Raw genomic sequence first — 16,365 nt, 5'->3', positions numbered from 1 at the left:
AGCGCAAGTGGACCTAAGGCTTAGGAAGTTCCTCGCACTGAACATCGGGCAGCGCGAGCGAGAAGCGGTCCCGTGCTAGCGGATCGTAGAAGCGCGCATCGCGTAGGACGAGCGATCCGTCATGTGCCTGTTCAAAAACCGGTGTACGTGTCCAATACACATATGCTTTGAGTTCCGAGTTTGATTCCATCGCATCCTGAATGTCCCAGTTTTGAAGGAAGCACGAATTCCGAATGTAGCGCTCGTCGGACGAGCCGCTTATGGGCGAATACAATTTCGTTGCGTAGCCGTAGCCAGGCGCCCCCCAAATTACCTCTCTCTGCCAGAAGACGAGGGGCACGGGGCTGCTGATGACTTCAGCTCCAACGTCTTGCCAATCTCCGATACTTTCAGTTCTGGCGGCATTGGTGCTAATCGCCCCATTCAGCCCAATATACCCCAATGCCACCACTATCGCCAAACGCGCAGGCCGCATCCATTCCCCGCCTAGCTTCTCGCGCCGCAGCGAGAACCACACGGCGAAGCCCATCAGCGCCCACAGCCACACGTCGATGATGAACAGCGTATCGCCGTAGAACCACCGGCTCGAGAATGGCTCCAGCAGGCGGATGCCGTAGACATTGAGCCAGTCGAGCGCGGGGTGGGTCAGGCAGCCGATGAAGCTCAGCAGGAACAGCCATTTAAAGCTGACCGGCAGCCGCCCCTCCGGCCGCTTTCCGCGCCTGGCCTGCCAGCGGTCGAAGCCATAGAGCAGCCCGGCCAGGATCAGCGGCAACAGCACCAGCGCGGGCGGGCCGTGGGTGATCCCGCGGCGGAAGCCGAGATGCTCCACCCCCTCCAGCCAGAAGAAACACGCCGCATCGACATCGGGCAGGTTCGCCCCGATGATCAGCGCGGGCATGGCCAGCCCCGTCTTTCGCTTGAGCCCCGCCTGCCCGATCAGCGCGCCGACAAGCGAGTGGGTGAGATTGTCCATCAGGTTTCTCGCACTAAGGCACTAAGGCACTAAGGCACAAAGGGGGTCATTCATGGGTCCAACCGCTGTGATAGTCATTGGCGATGCGGCGAATACCTTCCTTGAAAGTAGGCATGCCGAAGTTGATCAGCAGGCCCAGCGGAAGCTTCATGAGCCGCAAGTAAGTCGTCACCTGCTTTGCATGCACGGGTTCATGTTTCTCGGTCGATTTCAATTCGATCAGGAGTCGGTCTTCGACTAGCAAATCGGCCTTGAATGCGTTGTCTATGACAACGCCTTGATAGGAAATGGCAATCGGCACCTGGCGGGCGATGCGCAATCCTCGACCTTCCAGTAGTCGAAACAGAAGCACTTCATAAACGCTCTCAAGCAATCTCGGGCCAATATCCCGATGCAATTGAAAGCCGCAATCGACTACTTCGCGGGCAAAGTGTTCGAGCTGATCATCGCGCGACATTTTGGTGTCTTAGTGCCTTAGTGCGCGAAAAACAAAACCTACTCCGCCGGATGCCCCTCGTCGTCGGCAACGGTCCAGCTCTGGCCCTTGCCGAGCAGCGCGGCGAGGTTGGGTTCCTTGCCTTCGCTCATCCGCGCCTTTTCCTCCATCACTTCACCTTCGAAGCTCGGGCGCGGATCGTCGTAGAGGACGCCGAGCGCCTTGGGGAATTCGGGGAACGGGATTTCGACCAGCATATGCGCGATCGAGCGGTTCTTGACGTTGTGGACGATCACGCCCGCCGCTTCCCAGTCGGGTGTTCCGTCTTCTTTGGCGACCACATCGACGATCGCCAGTTGCAGGGTGTTGTGATCGAGCGTGATACCCTTGGTCCCGTTGGCGAACAGCATCGGCTGGCCGTCTTCCAGCCACAGCTGGTGATCCTCCGCCCCCTTGGGCGCGGCGAAGCCGTCGAACACGTCCTTGTTGTAGACGATGCAGTTCTGGAAGATTTCGACGAAAGCCGCGCCCTTGTGGCGATAGGCGGCCTCGAGCACTTCGGGCAGCTTCTTCGACACGTCGAAACCGCGCGCGACAAAGCGCGCACCCGCGCCGATGGCGAAGGCGCAAGCCTTGGCGGGGCGGTCGTAGCTGCCCGCGGGCGTCGTGGGCGAACGCGTGCCGAGGCGGCTGGTCGGCGAGGCCTGGCCCTTGGTTAGGCCGTAGATCTCGTTGTTGAACAGCAGGATCTGGCAGTTCAGGTTGCGCCGCAGGATATGCATGGTGTGGTTGCCGCCGATGCTCATCCCGTCGCCGTCACCGGTGACGATCCAGACGTCCAAGTCCGGATTGGCCAGCTTCACCCCCGTCGCCACCGCCGGCGCGCGGCCGTGGATGGTGTGGAAGCCGTAGCTCTCGACGTAATACGGGAAGCGGCTGGAACAGCCGATGCCGCTGATGAACACCGTGTTCTTGGGGTCCGCGCCCAGCGCCGGCAGGGTGCGCTGCACAGCCTTCAGGATCGCATAGTCCCCGCAACCCGGGCACCAGCGGACCTCCTGGTCGGTTTCCCAATCCTTGAGGGTGGTGGTGATGTTAGCGGGTGCGTTCATGATGACCTCGTCATCCCAGCGAAAGCTGGGATCTCGTGCGGCAATGTGGGACGGTTAGGAGAGCGATCCCAGCTTTCGCTGGGATGACGGATGGAGATCATTTTTCGACTCCCACCGGGTTGGGCAGTTGCTGCTCGTTCGGCGGCACTTCGTTCCCGCCCGCATTGCCGGGCACGCCGTCGAAGTAGGTCGCGATCGCCGCTTCCAGCTCGGCGATCTGGAACGGCTGGCCGCTGGTCTTGGTCAGCGGCTGGGCGTCAATCAGGTACTGGTCACGCAGCAGCGTCTTGAGCTGGCCGGTATTCATTTCCGGCACCAGCACCTTGTCATAGCTCTTCAGCAGCTCGCCGAGATTGGCGGGCAACGGCCAGATGTGGCGCAGGTGGATGTGGCTGGCATCCATACCCTTGCGCCGCGCGCGGTTCACCGCCTGATGGATCGGGCCGTAGGTCGAGCCCCAACCGACCACCGCCAGTCTGCCGCCCTTGGTCCCGACCGAGACCTGCTGGTCGCGTACGCGGATGCCTTCGATCTTGGCCTTGCGGGCGTCGGTCATCGCCTGGTGGTTGGCGGGCGAATAGTCGATGTGGCCGGTGTCGACCGCTTTCTCGATCCCGCCGATGCGGTGCATCAGGCCGGGCGTGCCGGGCTTGATCCACGGACGCGCGCCCTTCTCGTCGCGCTTGTAGGGCAGCAGCTTGGCGTTTCCGTTTTCGTCGGGGGGGCCGTTGGGCTGCTCGAGGAACTCGGCCGGGAAGCGCTCGAACGCCTCGGGATCGGGCACCTTCCACGGCTCGGCCGCATTGGCGATATAGCCGTCGGTCAGCAGCATCACCGGGGTCATGTACTGCACCGCGATGCGGCAGGCCTCGATCGCGCATTCGAAGGCGTCGGCCGGGCTACGCGCGGCGATCACCGGCATCGGCGCATCGCCGTTGCGGCCATAGACCGCCTGATAGAGGTCGCTCTGCTCGGTCTTGGTCGGCAGGCCGGTCGACGGGCCACCGCGCTGCGAATTGACGATCACCAGCGGCAGTTCGGTCATGATGCCGAGCCCGATCGCCTCGGTCTTGAGCGCAATGCCCGGGCCGGAGGACGAGGTCACGCCCAGCGAGCCGGCATAGCTCGCCCCGATGGCGGCGCAGATCGCGGCGATCTCGTCTTCCGCCTGGAAGGTGGTGACGTTGAATTCCTTCATCCGCACCAGATGATGCAGGATCGCCGAGGCCGGGGTGATGGGATAGCCGCCGAAGAACATCGGCAGGCGCAGCAGCCGCGCCCCGGCCACGAGGCCGAGGGCAATGCCCTCCGCCCCGGTCAGCGTGCGATAGAGACCCGGCGCGGTCGGCACCGGATCGACATGGACCTGCCGCAGCGGCCCGGCGAGTTCCGCCGTCTCGCCGTAAGCATGGCCAGCGTCGAGCGCGGCGATATTGGCCTCGGCCAGTTCGGGCTTGCTCTTGAACTTGGCCTTGAGCCAGTCGTGGATCGGGGCGCGGCGGCGGTCGAACATCCACAGCGCCAGCCCCAGCGTCCACATATTCTTGCAGCGCAGCGCCTCCTTGTTGCCGAGGCCGAAGGGCTTGACCGCCTCGATCGTGCGCGCCGAGATGTCGAGCCGCAGCACGTCGTATTTGGCCAGCGTATCGTCATCGAGCGGGTTGCTCTCGTACTTGGCCTTCTCGAGGTTGCGCTTGCCGAACTCGCCTTCGTCGACGATCACCAGCCCGCCGGGCTTGAGCGAGGGCAGGTTGGTCTTGAGCGCCGCCGGGTTCATCGCCACCAGCACGTCGGGCGCGTCACCGGCGGTATCGATATCGGTCGCGCCGAAATTGATCTGGAACGCCGACACCCCGAAAAGGGTGCCCTGCGGTGCGCGGATTTCGGCCGGGAAATCGGGGAAGGTCGCGAAGTCGTTGCCCGACAGCGCGCTGGAAAGCGTGAACTGCCCGCCGGTCAGCTGCATCCCGTCGCCGGAGTCGCCCGCAAACCGGACGACGACTGCTTCGGGGGTCCTGGGAGAAGTAGGGCGATCAGCCGCCTGGGTAGCCATAGTCGTTCCTTTTGACACGCCTGTTCCCGCGTGCCCCTGTATTCGAGGCTGGCGACCTAGGTGCGCCACCCGAACCGGGCAATCAAGTTTTTCTGTGCTACTTGCTACCGCTTCGTCGCGAAAGCGATATGGACAGGCTTCCCCCCGCCGCTATCCATTGGCGCGAGAGGGAGAGATTCGCCATGACCGACCAGACCCCATATGTGCGCCCCGATGTGCGCGTGCTGCTCGACATGCTGGCGGCGGCGCCAGGCCCGGCGATCACCGAGCTGAGCCCGGCCGAGGCACGGATGGGCTACCAGGCGCTGCACGACATGGCCGACCGCCCGGCCCGCGAACTGGCGGTGATCAGGGACCTGTCGTGTCCGGGGCCCGCGGGCGACATTCCGCTGCGGCTCTATGACACGCGCGAGAGCCGCGGTCCGGGGCCGGTGATCGTGTTCTACCACGGCGGCGGTTTCGTGATCGGGGATCTCGACACCCACCATAATCTCTGCACCGAGATCGCCCACCAGATGGACCTGCCGGTGGTGGCGGTCGATTATCGCTGCGCGCCCGAGGCGCCCTTCCCCGCCGCGATCGAGGATTGCGTCGCGGCAACCCGCTGGGTGGCAGGCTCGCCCGCCGAACTTGGCCGCAGCGCAACCGGCCTCATCCCTATCGGCGACAGCGCCGGAGGCAACGCCACCATCGTCGTGACCCAAGCGCTGATGCGCGAAGCGGCGGCGGTGCCGGTGGTGCTGCAAGTGCCGATCTTCCCGCTCGCCAGCGACTGGGCCAAGTCGAAGAGCGTGGCCGATTTCGCGGAAGGCTATGTGCTGACCCGCCAGGCGATGGAGTTCTTCGAGGCCGCCTATCTGCCCGACAAGAGCGACTGGCGCGCGATGCCGATCCATGCCGCGCATGAGGGCACGCCGCCAACCGTGCTGGTCACCGCCAGCCTCGACCCGATCCGCGATTCCGGACGCGACTATGGCGCGGCGCTGAGCCTCGCGGGGGTCGACCACATCTTCATCGAGGTCCGCGGCGGCACCCACAGCTTCACCAATCTGCGGCAGGCGGTGCCGAGCTACCAGACCGACCTCGAGAATGTTTTCGCGGCGATGAAACTGCTGCTCGCGAGGCACGGCTGAATGGCGAAGGATAGGATAGAGATGGAACTGGGTTACCGGCGCTGTGCCGGCTTCATGCTGGCCAATCGCGACGGGCTGGTATTTGCAGCGCAGCGGATCGATTCCCAGGTGCTGGGGACCTGGCAGATGCCACAGGGCGGGATCGACCCCGGCGAAAGCGAGCGCGAGGCCGCCTTGCGCGAGCTGGAGGAAGAAACCGGTGTCACTTCCGACCTGGTCGATATCATTGCCGCCATGCCGGAGCCCGTCCGGTACGACCTGCCGGACGAACTGGTCGGCCAGCTGTGGGGCGGCAAGTATCGCGGGCAGGAACAGCACTGGTTCCTCGGACGGTTCAAGGGCGAGGACAGCGACATCGACATCGCGGCGCATGACCCGCCCGAGTTCAGCGAGTGGAAATGGGTCGTGCCCGACGAGCTGCCCGACCTGATCGTGCCCTTCAAGCGCGAGGTCTATCGCCGTGTGGTCAAGGAATTCCGCGACTTGGTGTGATTACCTCGATGCGCCGGCTCGAACAGCGATCGGCGATCAGTTCTGCGAAACCACCGCTTCAGGCATCACCGCCTCGGCGCGCAGGACCTTGGGCTGCGGCCCGCGCGCGATGGCACCGGCCAGTTGCCTCGTCTCTTCGCACTCGGCACCGCACAGCGATTCCAGCCGCGAGAGATTGATCTTGGCCTTCTCGATCGCGCCCTTCTCGACCAGTGCGGCACCCTCGCCCGATATCGCGGCGAAGTTGTCCGGATCGCGGCTCAGCGTTTCGCGGTAGTACTTGATCGCCTTGCCCTGAAGCCCCTCGCGGCGGGCGGCTTCGGCCAATTCGAGGAAAATCGGGGTATAGGCAGGATCGACCGCCAGCGCCGCTTCGAACGCGTCGATCGCCTTTTGCGGTTGCCCGTCGGCCAGGGCTGCACGGCCATCGGCAATAAGCATTGCCGCGCGCGGGTCAGGCGTCAGTTCCTCCGCCGTGCCGACGCTCGCCTGCACAGCCAACAGCAGCGAAAGGGCAGCAGCAACAGGGGCAAAACGCATAATCTGGTCCTTCCAGGTGGGACTCGCTGGGGGCGTGGTCGAAACCATATCGCCCTTGCCTAACATGGCAACACGGCCCGGGCGATGAAAAACCCGTCCGTGCCGTCATGGAACGGCGAGAGGCGAACTCCTTCGCCGCGTGCCCGACCGAGCGGCAGTTGCAGCGGATCGGCGTACCATTGCGGGTGGCGGGCGAGGAAAGCCGCGAAACGATCAGACCCCTCGGCATCGAGCGGCGAGCAGGTGACGAACACCAGCCTACCCCCTGGTTGAACCAATTGTGCAGCAATATCGAGCAGGGAATCCTGCACTCTGGCATAGCGTTCCAGCCGCTCGGGCGTCAGCCGCCACTTGGCCTCGGGCTTGCGGCGCCAGGTGCCGGTGCCCGAACATGGCGCGTCGATCAGGACGCAATCGGCCTTGCCCTGATACGCGGCGAGCGCATCCAGCTCCCGGCCCGGATCGAGCAGCAGCGGCTCGACTATCCCGGCCCCCGCCCGAGCGGCACGTGGCGGGAGGTTGCCCAGCCGCCGCTTGTCGGTGTCGCAGGCGAGCAGCGTGCCCCGGTTCTCCATCGCCGCCGCCAGCGCGAGGGTCTTGCCCCCGGCGCCGGCGCACAGGTCGATGACAGTCTCACCGGGCTGCACAGCTGCGGCGAGGCAAGCGAGCTGGCTGCCATGGTCCTGCACTTCGATCAGCCCGTCATTGTAAGCAGACCATTGCTCGACCGCAGTGCCGGAGGGGAAACGCAGCGCCTGCGGCGCCTCCAGCGCCTCGCCCGGTTCCGGCAAGGCAATGGTCGCACGGTCGGCCTTGAGCGTGTTGACCCGCACATCGAGCGGGGCGCGGTCCATCAGCGACGCTTGTTCGGCGGCTTCTAGTCCCGATGCGGCGAGGGCCTCGACCAGCCATGCCGGCACCGCGCCTGCCGCAGCGACCGGCTCATCGCCAGCCAGCAGTGCCGGACCGTATTGCGAACCGTCGAAGCAATCGCGCAGCGCCGCATCGCTCTCGGCCAGCCGCAGCATCGCCGCACGGCCGCTGGCGGGCACTTCACCGCACACGCGGACAGCGCCATAGACCAGCGCGCGCACCGCGCGGCGGTCCTTGCTCCCGGCGTATCGGTTGCTACGGGCCCAGTCGGCAATGATCCGGTCGGCCGGCGCGCCTTCACTGCGTGCGGCCTCGATCACGCGGTCGAGAACTTCGATAGCGGCCTGCACCCGCGCTGCGGGGGTCATGATCTAGCGCGTCGGATAGTTCGGTGCCTCACGCGTGATCGCGACATCGTGGACGTGGCTTTCCGCCAGTCCCGCGCCGGTGATCCTCACGAACTGCGCATTGGTGCGCAAGTCCTCGATGGTCCTGCTGCCGGTATAGCCCATCGCCGCCTTGATCCCGCCGACGAGCTGGTGGATCACATCCTTGGCCGGGCCCTTGTAAGGCACCTGGCCTTCGATCCCTTCGGGCACCAGCTTGAGCGCGGAAACGTCCTGCTGGAAATAGCGGTCAGCCGAGCCGCGCGCCATCGCCCCGACGCTGCCCATGCCGCGATAACTCTTGTAGCTGCGGCCCTGGTAGATGAAGGTTTCGCCGGGCGCTTCCTCGGTCCCTGCCAGCATCGAACCGATCATCACGCTCGAAGCCCCCGCCGCGAGCGCCTTGGCCGCATCGCCGCTGGTGCGCAGGCCGCCGTCGCCGATCACCGGCACGCCCGACTTGGCGGCTTCCTCGGCGCTTTCCATGATCGCGGTCAATTGCGGCACGCCGACCCCGGCGACAACGCGGGTGGTGCAGATCGAGCCCGGCCCGATGCCGACCTTGACCGCGTCGGCCCCGGCGTCGATCAGCGCCCGTGTCGCCTCGGCGGTTGCGACATTGCCGGCGACGATCTGAACCGAATTGCTAAGCTTCTTGGCCCGCTCGACCGCGCGCGAGACGTCCTTGTTGTGGCCATGCGCGGTGTCGATGATGATGACGTCGACTTCGGCATCGACCAGCGCCTCGGTCCGCTCGAAACCCTTGTCGCCGACCGTGGTCGCGGCGGCGACCCGCAGGCGGCCGCTTTCGTCCTTGGTGGCATCGGGATAGGTCACGGCCTTTTCGATATCCTTGACCGTGATCAGGCCGACGCAACGGCCGCTATCATCCACCACCAGCAGCTTCTCGATCCGGCGGGCATGGAGCAAGCGGCGCGCTTCGTCCTGGCCGGTACCGAGCGGCACGGTGGCGAGGTTTTCCGTCGTCATCAGCTCGCGCACCGGCTGGAGCGGATTCTCGGCAAAGCGCACGTCGCGGTTGGTCAGGATGCCGACGAGCTTGCCGGCGCGGTCGGTCACCGGAATACCGCTGATGCGGTTCTGCTGCATGATCGCCTGCGCTTCACCCAAAGTCGCGTCGGGCGAAATGGTGATGGGGTTCACCACCATGCCACTCTCGAACCGCTTGACCGCCCGCACCGCGGCGCACTGCTCGGCCACTTCGAGATTGCGGTGGAGCACCCCGATCCCGCCCAGCTGCGCCATGACAATCGCCATGTCGGCCTCGGTCACCGTGTCCATCGCCGAGGAAATCACCGGGATGTTGAGCGCGATCCCGCGCGTCAGCATGGTGCGGGTGTCGGCCATCGATGGCAGAACCTCGCTTTCGGCAGGACGCAGCAGCACGTCGTCGAAGGTGAGGCCGAGGGGGATATCTTTGATGGGCACGAGCAGGCTTTCCGGTTGGACGGCCAGGAACTGGCGGTTGGAATCGTGCGCCGCCCCGTAACCGGAAACTTCTCTCCCCGCTAGGGGGTGATCGCTACTGTGCGCTAGCTTCAACCTTTTCCATCATGCCTGGCTGGTATTCGGCCACGCTGCCGAAGTGCCTGAGCAAGGCAACATGGATGAAAATGTCGTCGGTTGCCCCGCCCAGTTCCATATCCTCCGACCACTCGTCATCCGCGCGGTGGTAGGGGCCATCAAGGAATGCGTTGAACTTTTCCTCGTCACCGAAGGATGTGCTGACGAGCACGGTCGGTACGTCACGGCTTAGCAAGGCCCAGCCGTCCTGTCGCCGCACGAACTGCTCGGTCGATTCGACCACCATGAACCTGGTGCCCATCCCCTCGACGACCTTGCGAATGCCTTCGTCGAGCGGGGTCCGGCCCCAGCCAACCACGGTGACGGGCGAGCCCTTGGGAGCGATGGCCACGGTATCCATGTTGAAGGCAGCCACGATGGTGGGCAGCGGGAAAGGCGGGTCTGCAGCGAAGGCCTCGGCGCCGAGCAGGCCTATTTCCTCCGCCGTCGTACCCATGACGTAAAAATCGCGATCGAGCCCACCCTGCGCCGCGATACGACGGGCTACTTCCAGCATCACGCCGATGCCTGATGCGTTGTCGACAGCGCCATTGCAAAGCCGGTCTGGCGCATCCTGCGGACCGCACGTTCCGAGATGGTCCCAATGAGCCAGGATCATCACCGCTCCGCTGTCATGCACCTTTCCGGGCAGCTTGCCGATCACGTTCGCGGTCTCCACTGCTTCGACCCGCGCGGTGGCGCTGAGCCAAACCGGGTTGCGGCGTTGGAATTCGCCCCCTTCCTGCTTGCCCGAAAGTTCGCGCAGATCGGAAATGCTGTTGCCGATGGCCCCGGCAAACTCGATCGAAGCATCGGGCGAGAGCAACACATAGGGCGTGTCCGATACTGGAGCGGTGCCCTGGAGCGACCAGCGACCATTGCGGAAAAAACCCGCTGCGCGCTCGAACATTTCCTCGTCCTCGAACAGGACGTAGATCGCATCGAAGCCCGCCTCGGCCATCGCCTGTCCTTCGCCGGCAAACAGGGCTTCCTGGAACAGGACTGCCGAACGGCCCTTCTGCGAACCTGCCGGAAGCTGCTGAGCACCCGGCGCGAAGACGGTGACGCGGCTTTCCTCAAGGGCAATGTTTTCACCGGGTATCCGGGCAATCACCTCTTCGCCGGATATCGTCTTCCCAGTGCGGAAATCTATCATCGCCTCGCCCGGCAGGCTGCGCACCAGCTTCACCGGCTGGCGCCATTGGCCTTCGGCGGCGCCGGGCTGGAAGCCATAGCCGGTCAGTGCATCGACCAGGTATTGCTCGGTTTTGGCACCGCCTTCGGTGCCGGGCTTGCGACCGCCATACGCCTCGCTCGCCAGCGTCCGGATATGCATGGAGAGCGCAGCTTCAGCTGCCTTGTAGTCACGCTTGCTGCCCGGAACGGTTGCACAGGCGGCAAGCGCAAGCCCCGCCAGCAGTGCCGTGAAAATACCCCTGATGCCGTTCTTCATGCGCCCCGCTTCGATCATCCGCGTCGCCCTATTCCGCAGTCCAGCCGCCGTCGACGCTCCAGTTGGCGCCGTTGACGTTCTGCGCCTCATCCCGGCACAGGAAGGTAACCACCGCGCCGATCTCTGCCGGCTGGACGAACTTCTTGGTCGCCTGCTTCACCAGCAGGACATCGTTGATCACTTCCTCGCGGCTCAGGCCGCGCGCCTTCATCGTGTCCGGGATCTGGTTTTCCACCAGCGGTGTCCAGACATAGCCGGGGCTGACGCAATTGGCGGTGATGCCGAATTCGGCCAGCTCGAGCGCGATAGTCTTGGTAAACCCGTCGAGACCATGTTTGGCCGCGTTATAGGCGCTTTTGAACGGGCTCGCGACCTTGGAATGGGCGCTGGCGGTATTGATGATCCGGCCCCAGCCCTTCGCCTTCATGCCCGGCACCGCCAGCCGCGTGCAATGGAACGCCGCGCTGAGGTTCAGCGCCATAATCAGGTCCCACTTGTCGACCGGAAAATCCTCGACCGGGCTGACGTGCTGCATTCCCGCGTTGTTGACGAGGATGTCGATCTGGCCTGCCTCGGCCATCATCGCCTCGATGGCTGCAACATCGGTCAAATCGGTCCCGAAATACTCCGCCCCGTCGAGCTCTTCCTGCAGTTTTGCGATCTCGCCAGCGTCTCCGAAGCCATTGAGGATCACCTCCGCACCTTCCGCACGCAGGGCGCGAGCGGTGGCCAGGCCGATGCCCGACGTCGAGCCGGTGACAAGCGCGCGTTTGCCGGTCAGGAACATGGTCGGGAGCCTTTCGTTAAAGCGGTGGACGAATGCGCCGTTTTGCGGGCAAAGTGGCTTCTGTCCAGCGCAATCCGCGCAAGTGCAGCATTCGGGGAGCACGCATGCGGCTTAATCCGTTCAACACGTCCGACATCAGGGTCCGCTCGAGCAGCGGCGGCGGTGGCGGCTTGCCCGGCGGGGCTGGCGGCCTCGGCTGCGGCGGCTTGCTGGTGGTGATTATCGGCGCGCTGGTATTCGGCGTCGATCCCGGCCAAATGATCGGCATGGTCGGCGGGATGCAGCAAGGCGCACCAACCACGCAGCAACAGGGCGAGCTGTCCGAACAAGAGATCTGCAGCAGCAGCGATTATGCGCAGGAAGCCTGCGGTGCGCTCGCGTCGCTCAACAAGACCTGGTCAGCCGAGTTCCAGCGGGCGGGCATCGCCTTCCAGGACCCGCAGCTCGACCTGTTCCGCGACGGCCGCGTCCAGACCGGTGGCTGCGGCGGCGCGACCTCTGCGTCCGGACCGTTCTATTGCCCGGCCGACCAGACCATCTACATCGATACCAGCTTCTATGACCAACTGGCCAAGATGTCCGGCACGCGCGGCGACTTTGCCCGCCTCTACGTTATCGCGCACGAATATGGCCACCATATCCAGACGCTGACGGGCATCTCGAACCAGGTTCGCAGCGCTCAACAGCAGAACCCGCGCCAGGCGAACCGGTTGCAAGTGCTCATGGAGCTGCAGGCGGACTGCTATGCAGGGGCTTGGGCAGGCAAGAACCGCAACCTGATCGAACCGGGCGACCTGGAGGAAGGGATGCAGGCGGCGAGTTCGATCGGCGACGACGAGCTGATGCGCAATGCCGGTCAGCGGGTGGATCCTGAACGCTTCACCCACGGCACCAGCGAACAGCGGATGAAGGCCTTGCGCGACGGGATGCGGAGCGGCGACGACAGTGTGTGCGACGCCTATTTCCAGCAGGGGTGATGTTCGTTCCCGCCTCCGGCCCGCCCCTCCCTCGCAGGGTGAGGCGGCCGAGACATATCAGCTTTCGATCGTCAGCCGGTTGATTTCCGCATCGATGGCCTTGAGCGCTTCCTTGCACTGTTCCTCGCTCAGATTGCGGTCCATCTCGACCGCCTTGCGAGCAGCGCCGAGGCTTTCGATTGCGACCGCCTTGGCCTGACGGGCGACACCTTCGGCACAGACCGCCATGGCGAATGCGCCGTCGGCGCTGGCGATGGCGGTGCGGTTTCCGCGCTCGCCGTCGCAGCCGGATCCGAAGATCCGTGCCTGCGCGCCATCACCGAAGCTGATCTTCATCTGCTGCTCCAGCCGTTCGCCCAGCGCCTCGAGTTCCTTTTTTTTGTGCCGCATCTTCTCCTCGATGCGCTTCTCGAACTCTTCCTCGGACAGGCGATTGCCGTTTTCGTCGGTGAAAGCGAAGCCCCTGACCCGGCGTTCCTCGACTTTGACCTTGCCGTCCTTGTCCCTGGTCTTGATCACGATAACCCGCTCGCCTTCATCGCCCAGGCGTTCGAGCTTGCGGGCGATCCGGCGCTCGATCCGCTTGCCATCGGCGCTCTCGGTGATCTCGACCCCGACATCGTCGCTCTCGCTCCATCCCGGGGCATCGGGCGCGGCGGGCGCTTCGGGCCAGGCAGGCGCTTCAGGAGCTTCGGGTGGCTCTGGCGCCTGGGGCGCTTGCTGCCGATCTTCGGCATAGGAAATCGATGCGGTCAGCGGTAGCGCCAGCGCCCCTGCCAGCAGCAGGGAGCGGAAGCCCCAGCGGCGGCGGGCGGAAATATCGGACATGGTCAGGCTCCTCAAACGATGGATGATCGATTTGTCACCAAGCACCGGGCAGGCCATCGGAGCGGCCAGCGCCACCTTTGGTCCCGCCGCAAAGCTGGCGATGGTCTGCGCGTAGGTCGCGCGCAGCCCGGCGTCCGCAGTCCGCACGACGCGCGCATCGCACGCCGCCTCCTGGTCGCGCCGCATGGCACGCCAGCCAACCCAGCCGAGCGGGTTGAACCAGTGCAGCGCGAACAGCGGCTGCACGGCGAAATTCGCAATCAGGTCTCCCCCGCGATGGTGCGCCAGCTCGTGCGCCAGCGCCAGATCGCGCATCGGCCGCTCGGCCAGCGCCAGGAAGCGCGGCGGCAGGGCGATAACGCGGTCGAGCACACCGAATGCCAGCGGGGTATTGGTCGCAGGCGTCTCGACCAGCCGGATGGGTCCGAGCAGTCCGCCGGGGGCTTGGCCCACTTCGCGCGCATCGGCGAGCAACTCGCGCCGCATGTCGAAGTAAGCCCGGAACCTGAACACAAGGAACACCAGCGCGCCGACCAGCCAGGCGGCGAGGCCAAGCGCGGCGAGATCGAGCGGCAGGTTCGAGCCGGGTTCGGCGACCGTCGCGCCCAGCGGCTGCCCCTCAAGCGGCAGCCACAGAGCAACCGGATCGGCCACCGGGGCAGTCAACGGTGCCGTCGCGGATTCAGGCGCAGGGTTCATCCATGCCGGCAACGTGATTGCCGGGGTGAGAAGCCGCAGGAACGGCAGTGCCCATAGTGCATAGGCCGCCTGCGGCCCGAAGTGCCGCGCGACCGGGCGGCGCAAGAGCAGGACCGCGGCGAGCAGCACGCCGGTCCACAGGAGCGTGTCGAGGAGCCAGTCGCTCATGGCTTGAGCTCCTTCAACAGCGCCTCGATTTCGCTGATGTCGGCTTCGCTCAGCGCTTCCTGCTCGGCCAGATGCGCCACCAGCGATGCGGCGCGTCCCCCGAACAGGCGATCGACCAGACGGCGGCTCTCGCCCCCGACATAGTCATCGCGGGCGATGGCGGGCGAATAAAGAAATCGGCGGCCATCGGGCTCGGTCAGCACGGCATCCTTGGCAACAAGGCGCGAGAGCAGGGTCTTGACCGTGGGCAGGCTCCAGTCGCGGGTCTCGCACACGGCCTCGCACACCTCGGTGGCGGTGAGCGGGCTCTGCGCCCACAACGCCTCCATCACGGCATGTTCGGCTTCGCTGATTTGCGGGCTTTCCGACACGACACCAACCTCCCTCGCTGGGCTTCGATTACACCTGTAGGCAAACCGACTACGTTTGTAAACCTGAAGCCCGTATGAACAAGCATTCAGAAAGGGCTATGTTCGTTTAACAGCGTCCCGGGTCGGACGAACGACGTCCGGGCGCGGGCCTATTGCGCCGGCCAGGCCTCTTGCGACAGGCGGGAGATAAGGATCGCCGCGCGCTGGGCTTGCCGCGTGATGCTCTTGAGGTCGACGCTTTCGCCCGGGGCATGCGACCCGCTGCCATCGGTTCCCATGCCGGCGATACCATCGACCAGATCGGCCACGAAGTTGATATCGCCCGCGCCGCGCATGGAGGGCGGGTAAACACCCATCTCTTCCAGCCCCATATCGGCGTTGACCCCGTTGAGCCGCGCCAGCAGCGCGTAATTGCCTTCGGTCGGCGCCATCGGCGGATAGCGGAACTGGAATTCGATCTTCGCCGACGTCCCCGGCAGGCTTTCCGCCACGATCGCCTGCATGGCGGCCACCGTGCGGTCGCTCTGCTCCTGCGAGATCGTCCGCAGGTCGCCCCGGGCGATGGCGGTGGTGGGGATGATGTTGCCCTTGCCGACCGCCTCGGTCGCCAGCCCGTCCGCAGTGATGCTCGCCGGGGTGCCGCCTGCCATCACGCCGACATTGAAGGTCAGGTTCTCCTCGGGCAATTCCTGGCGGAACCGGTCGAGGATCCGCGCCAGCTCGTAGATCGCGCCGTAGGACACGCCTTCGCCGAAGATGCCCGAGCTGTGCCCGCTCTTCGCGGTAACGGTCAGCGTCCAGTCGTTCGACGAACGTCGGGCGACGACACCCATGTCCTTGCCGTCCATCACCGACAGCCCTTCGAAATCGAGCGCGACATCGGCCCATCCGGCGGCCTCGCGCAGATCCTTGCGCGACACATCGAGCGGATCGCCGGCGTCCTCTTCATCGCCGGTGAGCGCGACAACGATATTGGCATCTTCCAGCGTGCCCGCCGCCTGCATTGCCTTGAGCGCAGCAAGGATCACCACGATCCCGCCCTTGTCGTCGCCGACGCCGGGACCGGTGGCGGTATCACCCTCGCGGGTGAAGCCCTGGAACGGCGAGTTGGCCTCGAACACGGTATCGAGATGCGCGATCAGCAGCATCCGCGTGGTGCCCGGCTTGCCGGTCTTGCGCGCAAACAGGTGCCCCGCCCGGCCCGCCGCCGACTGGTCGATCCATTCGACCGTGAAGCCGAGCGCTTCGAATTCCGGCACCAGCATGTCGGCCACTGCCTTCACGCCTGCGTGGTTGTGGGTGCCGGAGTTCTGCATGACCAGCCGCTCGAGCAGCACTGCGTCATCCTCGTATCCCGCCACGACAGTGTCCATGATGACCTGCTCGGGCTCGGAAAGCTGAGCGGCTGCGGGCGTGGCGAAAGCGGCGGTCAGGGCCGCAAGGGAAATAAGAAAACGCATGGAGCGATGTGGGGCTGGCGCAGGCGCCGAGTCAATG

15 protein-coding genes are annotated in these 16,365 nt (G+C 65.2%); 3 read left to right on the top strand and 12 right to left on the bottom strand.

Annotated elements, in window-relative coordinates:
- Nucleotides 1-13 precede the first annotated feature (13 nt).
- From LY632_RS07750 to LY632_RS07735, 4 genes are all read right to left on the bottom strand, one after another.
- Nucleotides 14-976 carry a metal-dependent hydrolase gene (locus tag LY632_RS07750; RefSeq protein WP_234090575.1) on the bottom strand — a complete coding sequence of 321 codons (963 nt, stop codon included), beginning with the start codon at nt 974-976 and terminating at the stop codon, nt 14-16.
- Between the two features lie 46 nt (nt 977-1,022).
- A complete protein-coding gene (locus LY632_RS07745) occupies nt 1,023-1,433 on the bottom strand; it encodes a GxxExxY protein (RefSeq protein WP_234090574.1) in 411 nt (136 codons plus the stop codon).
- Nucleotides 1,434-1,471: 38 nt separating this feature from the next.
- Nucleotides 1,472-2,524, bottom strand: a complete 1,053-nt coding sequence (locus LY632_RS07740) for a 2-oxoacid:ferredoxin oxidoreductase subunit beta (RefSeq protein ID WP_234090573.1) — start codon at nt 2,522-2,524, stop codon at nt 1,472-1,474.
- A gap of 97 nt (nt 2,525-2,621) precedes the next feature.
- Nucleotides 2,622-4,577, bottom strand: a complete 1,956-nt coding sequence (locus LY632_RS07735) for a 2-oxoacid:acceptor oxidoreductase subunit alpha (RefSeq protein WP_234090572.1) — start codon at nt 4,575-4,577, stop codon at nt 2,622-2,624.
- A 182-nt stretch (nt 4,578-4,759) separates the two neighbouring features.
- On the opposite strand from LY632_RS07735, the gene LY632_RS07730 reads away from it, so the two are divergent.
- Both LY632_RS07730 and LY632_RS07725 read left to right on the top strand, forming a co-directional pair.
- Nucleotides 4,760-5,710 carry an alpha/beta hydrolase gene (locus LY632_RS07730; protein WP_234090571.1) on the top strand — a complete coding sequence of 317 codons (951 nt, stop codon included), beginning with the start codon at nt 4,760-4,762 and terminating at the stop codon, nt 5,708-5,710.
- On the top strand, nt 5,711-6,202 hold the full coding sequence (locus LY632_RS07725) for an RNA pyrophosphohydrolase (RefSeq protein WP_234090570.1): 492 nt from the start codon (nt 5,711-5,713) through the stop codon (nt 6,200-6,202). It abuts the gene before it with no gap.
- 36 nt (nt 6,203-6,238) lie between these two features.
- Here the strand turns inward: LY632_RS07725 and LY632_RS07720 are convergent, their stop codons facing one another.
- The 5 genes from LY632_RS07720 to LY632_RS07700 form a co-directional block, all read right to left on the bottom strand.
- Nucleotides 6,239-6,742 (bottom strand): lipopolysaccharide assembly protein LapB, encoded by a 504-nt coding sequence (locus LY632_RS07720; protein WP_234090569.1) that lies wholly within the window; start codon nt 6,740-6,742, stop codon nt 6,239-6,241.
- Nucleotides 6,743-6,801: 59 nt separating this feature from the next.
- Entirely contained in the window at nt 6,802-7,983 is a 1,182-nt protein-coding gene (locus tag LY632_RS07715) for an RsmB/NOP family class I SAM-dependent RNA methyltransferase (RefSeq protein WP_234090568.1), read from the bottom strand.
- A gap of 3 nt (nt 7,984-7,986) precedes the next feature.
- Entirely contained in the window at nt 7,987-9,450 is a 1,464-nt protein-coding gene (guaB, locus tag LY632_RS07710; RefSeq protein WP_234090567.1) for an IMP dehydrogenase, read from the bottom strand.
- A gap of 94 nt (nt 9,451-9,544) precedes the next feature.
- On the bottom strand, nt 9,545-11,056 hold the full coding sequence (locus LY632_RS07705) for a M28 family peptidase (protein ID WP_234090566.1): 1,512 nt from the start codon (nt 11,054-11,056) through the stop codon (nt 9,545-9,547).
- Between the two features lie 10 nt (nt 11,057-11,066).
- Nucleotides 11,067-11,825 carry a 3-hydroxybutyrate dehydrogenase gene (locus LY632_RS07700; RefSeq protein WP_234090565.1) on the bottom strand — a complete coding sequence of 253 codons (759 nt, stop codon included), beginning with the start codon at nt 11,823-11,825 and terminating at the stop codon, nt 11,067-11,069.
- A gap of 104 nt (nt 11,826-11,929) precedes the next feature.
- Here LY632_RS07700 and LY632_RS07695 point away from each other — a divergent pair, with 104 nt between their 5' ends.
- Entirely contained in the window at nt 11,930-12,802 is an 873-nt protein-coding gene (locus LY632_RS07695; protein ID WP_234090564.1) for a neutral zinc metallopeptidase, read from the top strand.
- A gap of 57 nt (nt 12,803-12,859) precedes the next feature.
- Here LY632_RS07695 and LY632_RS07690 read toward each other — a convergent pair whose 3' ends face one another.
- The 3 genes from LY632_RS07690 to LY632_RS07680 all read right to left on the bottom strand — a co-directional run bounded on the left by LY632_RS07690 (nt 12,860) and on the right by LY632_RS07680 (nt 16,328).
- Entirely contained in the window at nt 12,860-14,497 is a 1,638-nt protein-coding gene (locus tag LY632_RS07690) for a M56 family metallopeptidase (RefSeq protein WP_234090563.1), read from the bottom strand.
- Nucleotides 14,494-14,868: a BlaI/MecI/CopY family transcriptional regulator gene (locus LY632_RS07685; protein WP_255695714.1), complete on the bottom strand. Its 375-nt coding sequence runs from the start codon at nt 14,866-14,868 to the stop codon at nt 14,494-14,496. Before LY632_RS07685 ends, LY632_RS07690 begins: the two co-directional genes overlap by 4 nt.
- A 149-nt stretch (nt 14,869-15,017) precedes the next feature.
- Nucleotides 15,018-16,328: a M20/M25/M40 family metallo-hydrolase gene (locus tag LY632_RS07680; protein WP_234090562.1), complete on the bottom strand. Its 1,311-nt coding sequence runs from the start codon at nt 16,326-16,328 to the stop codon at nt 15,018-15,020.
- Nucleotides 16,329-16,365: the final 37 nt, after the last annotated feature.

This window comes from Erythrobacter sp. SDW2, assembly GCF_021431965.1.
Classification (GTDB): domain Bacteria; phylum Pseudomonadota; class Alphaproteobacteria; order Sphingomonadales; family Sphingomonadaceae; genus Parerythrobacter.
This window is presented reverse-complemented; position numbering and strand designations above follow the sequence as displayed.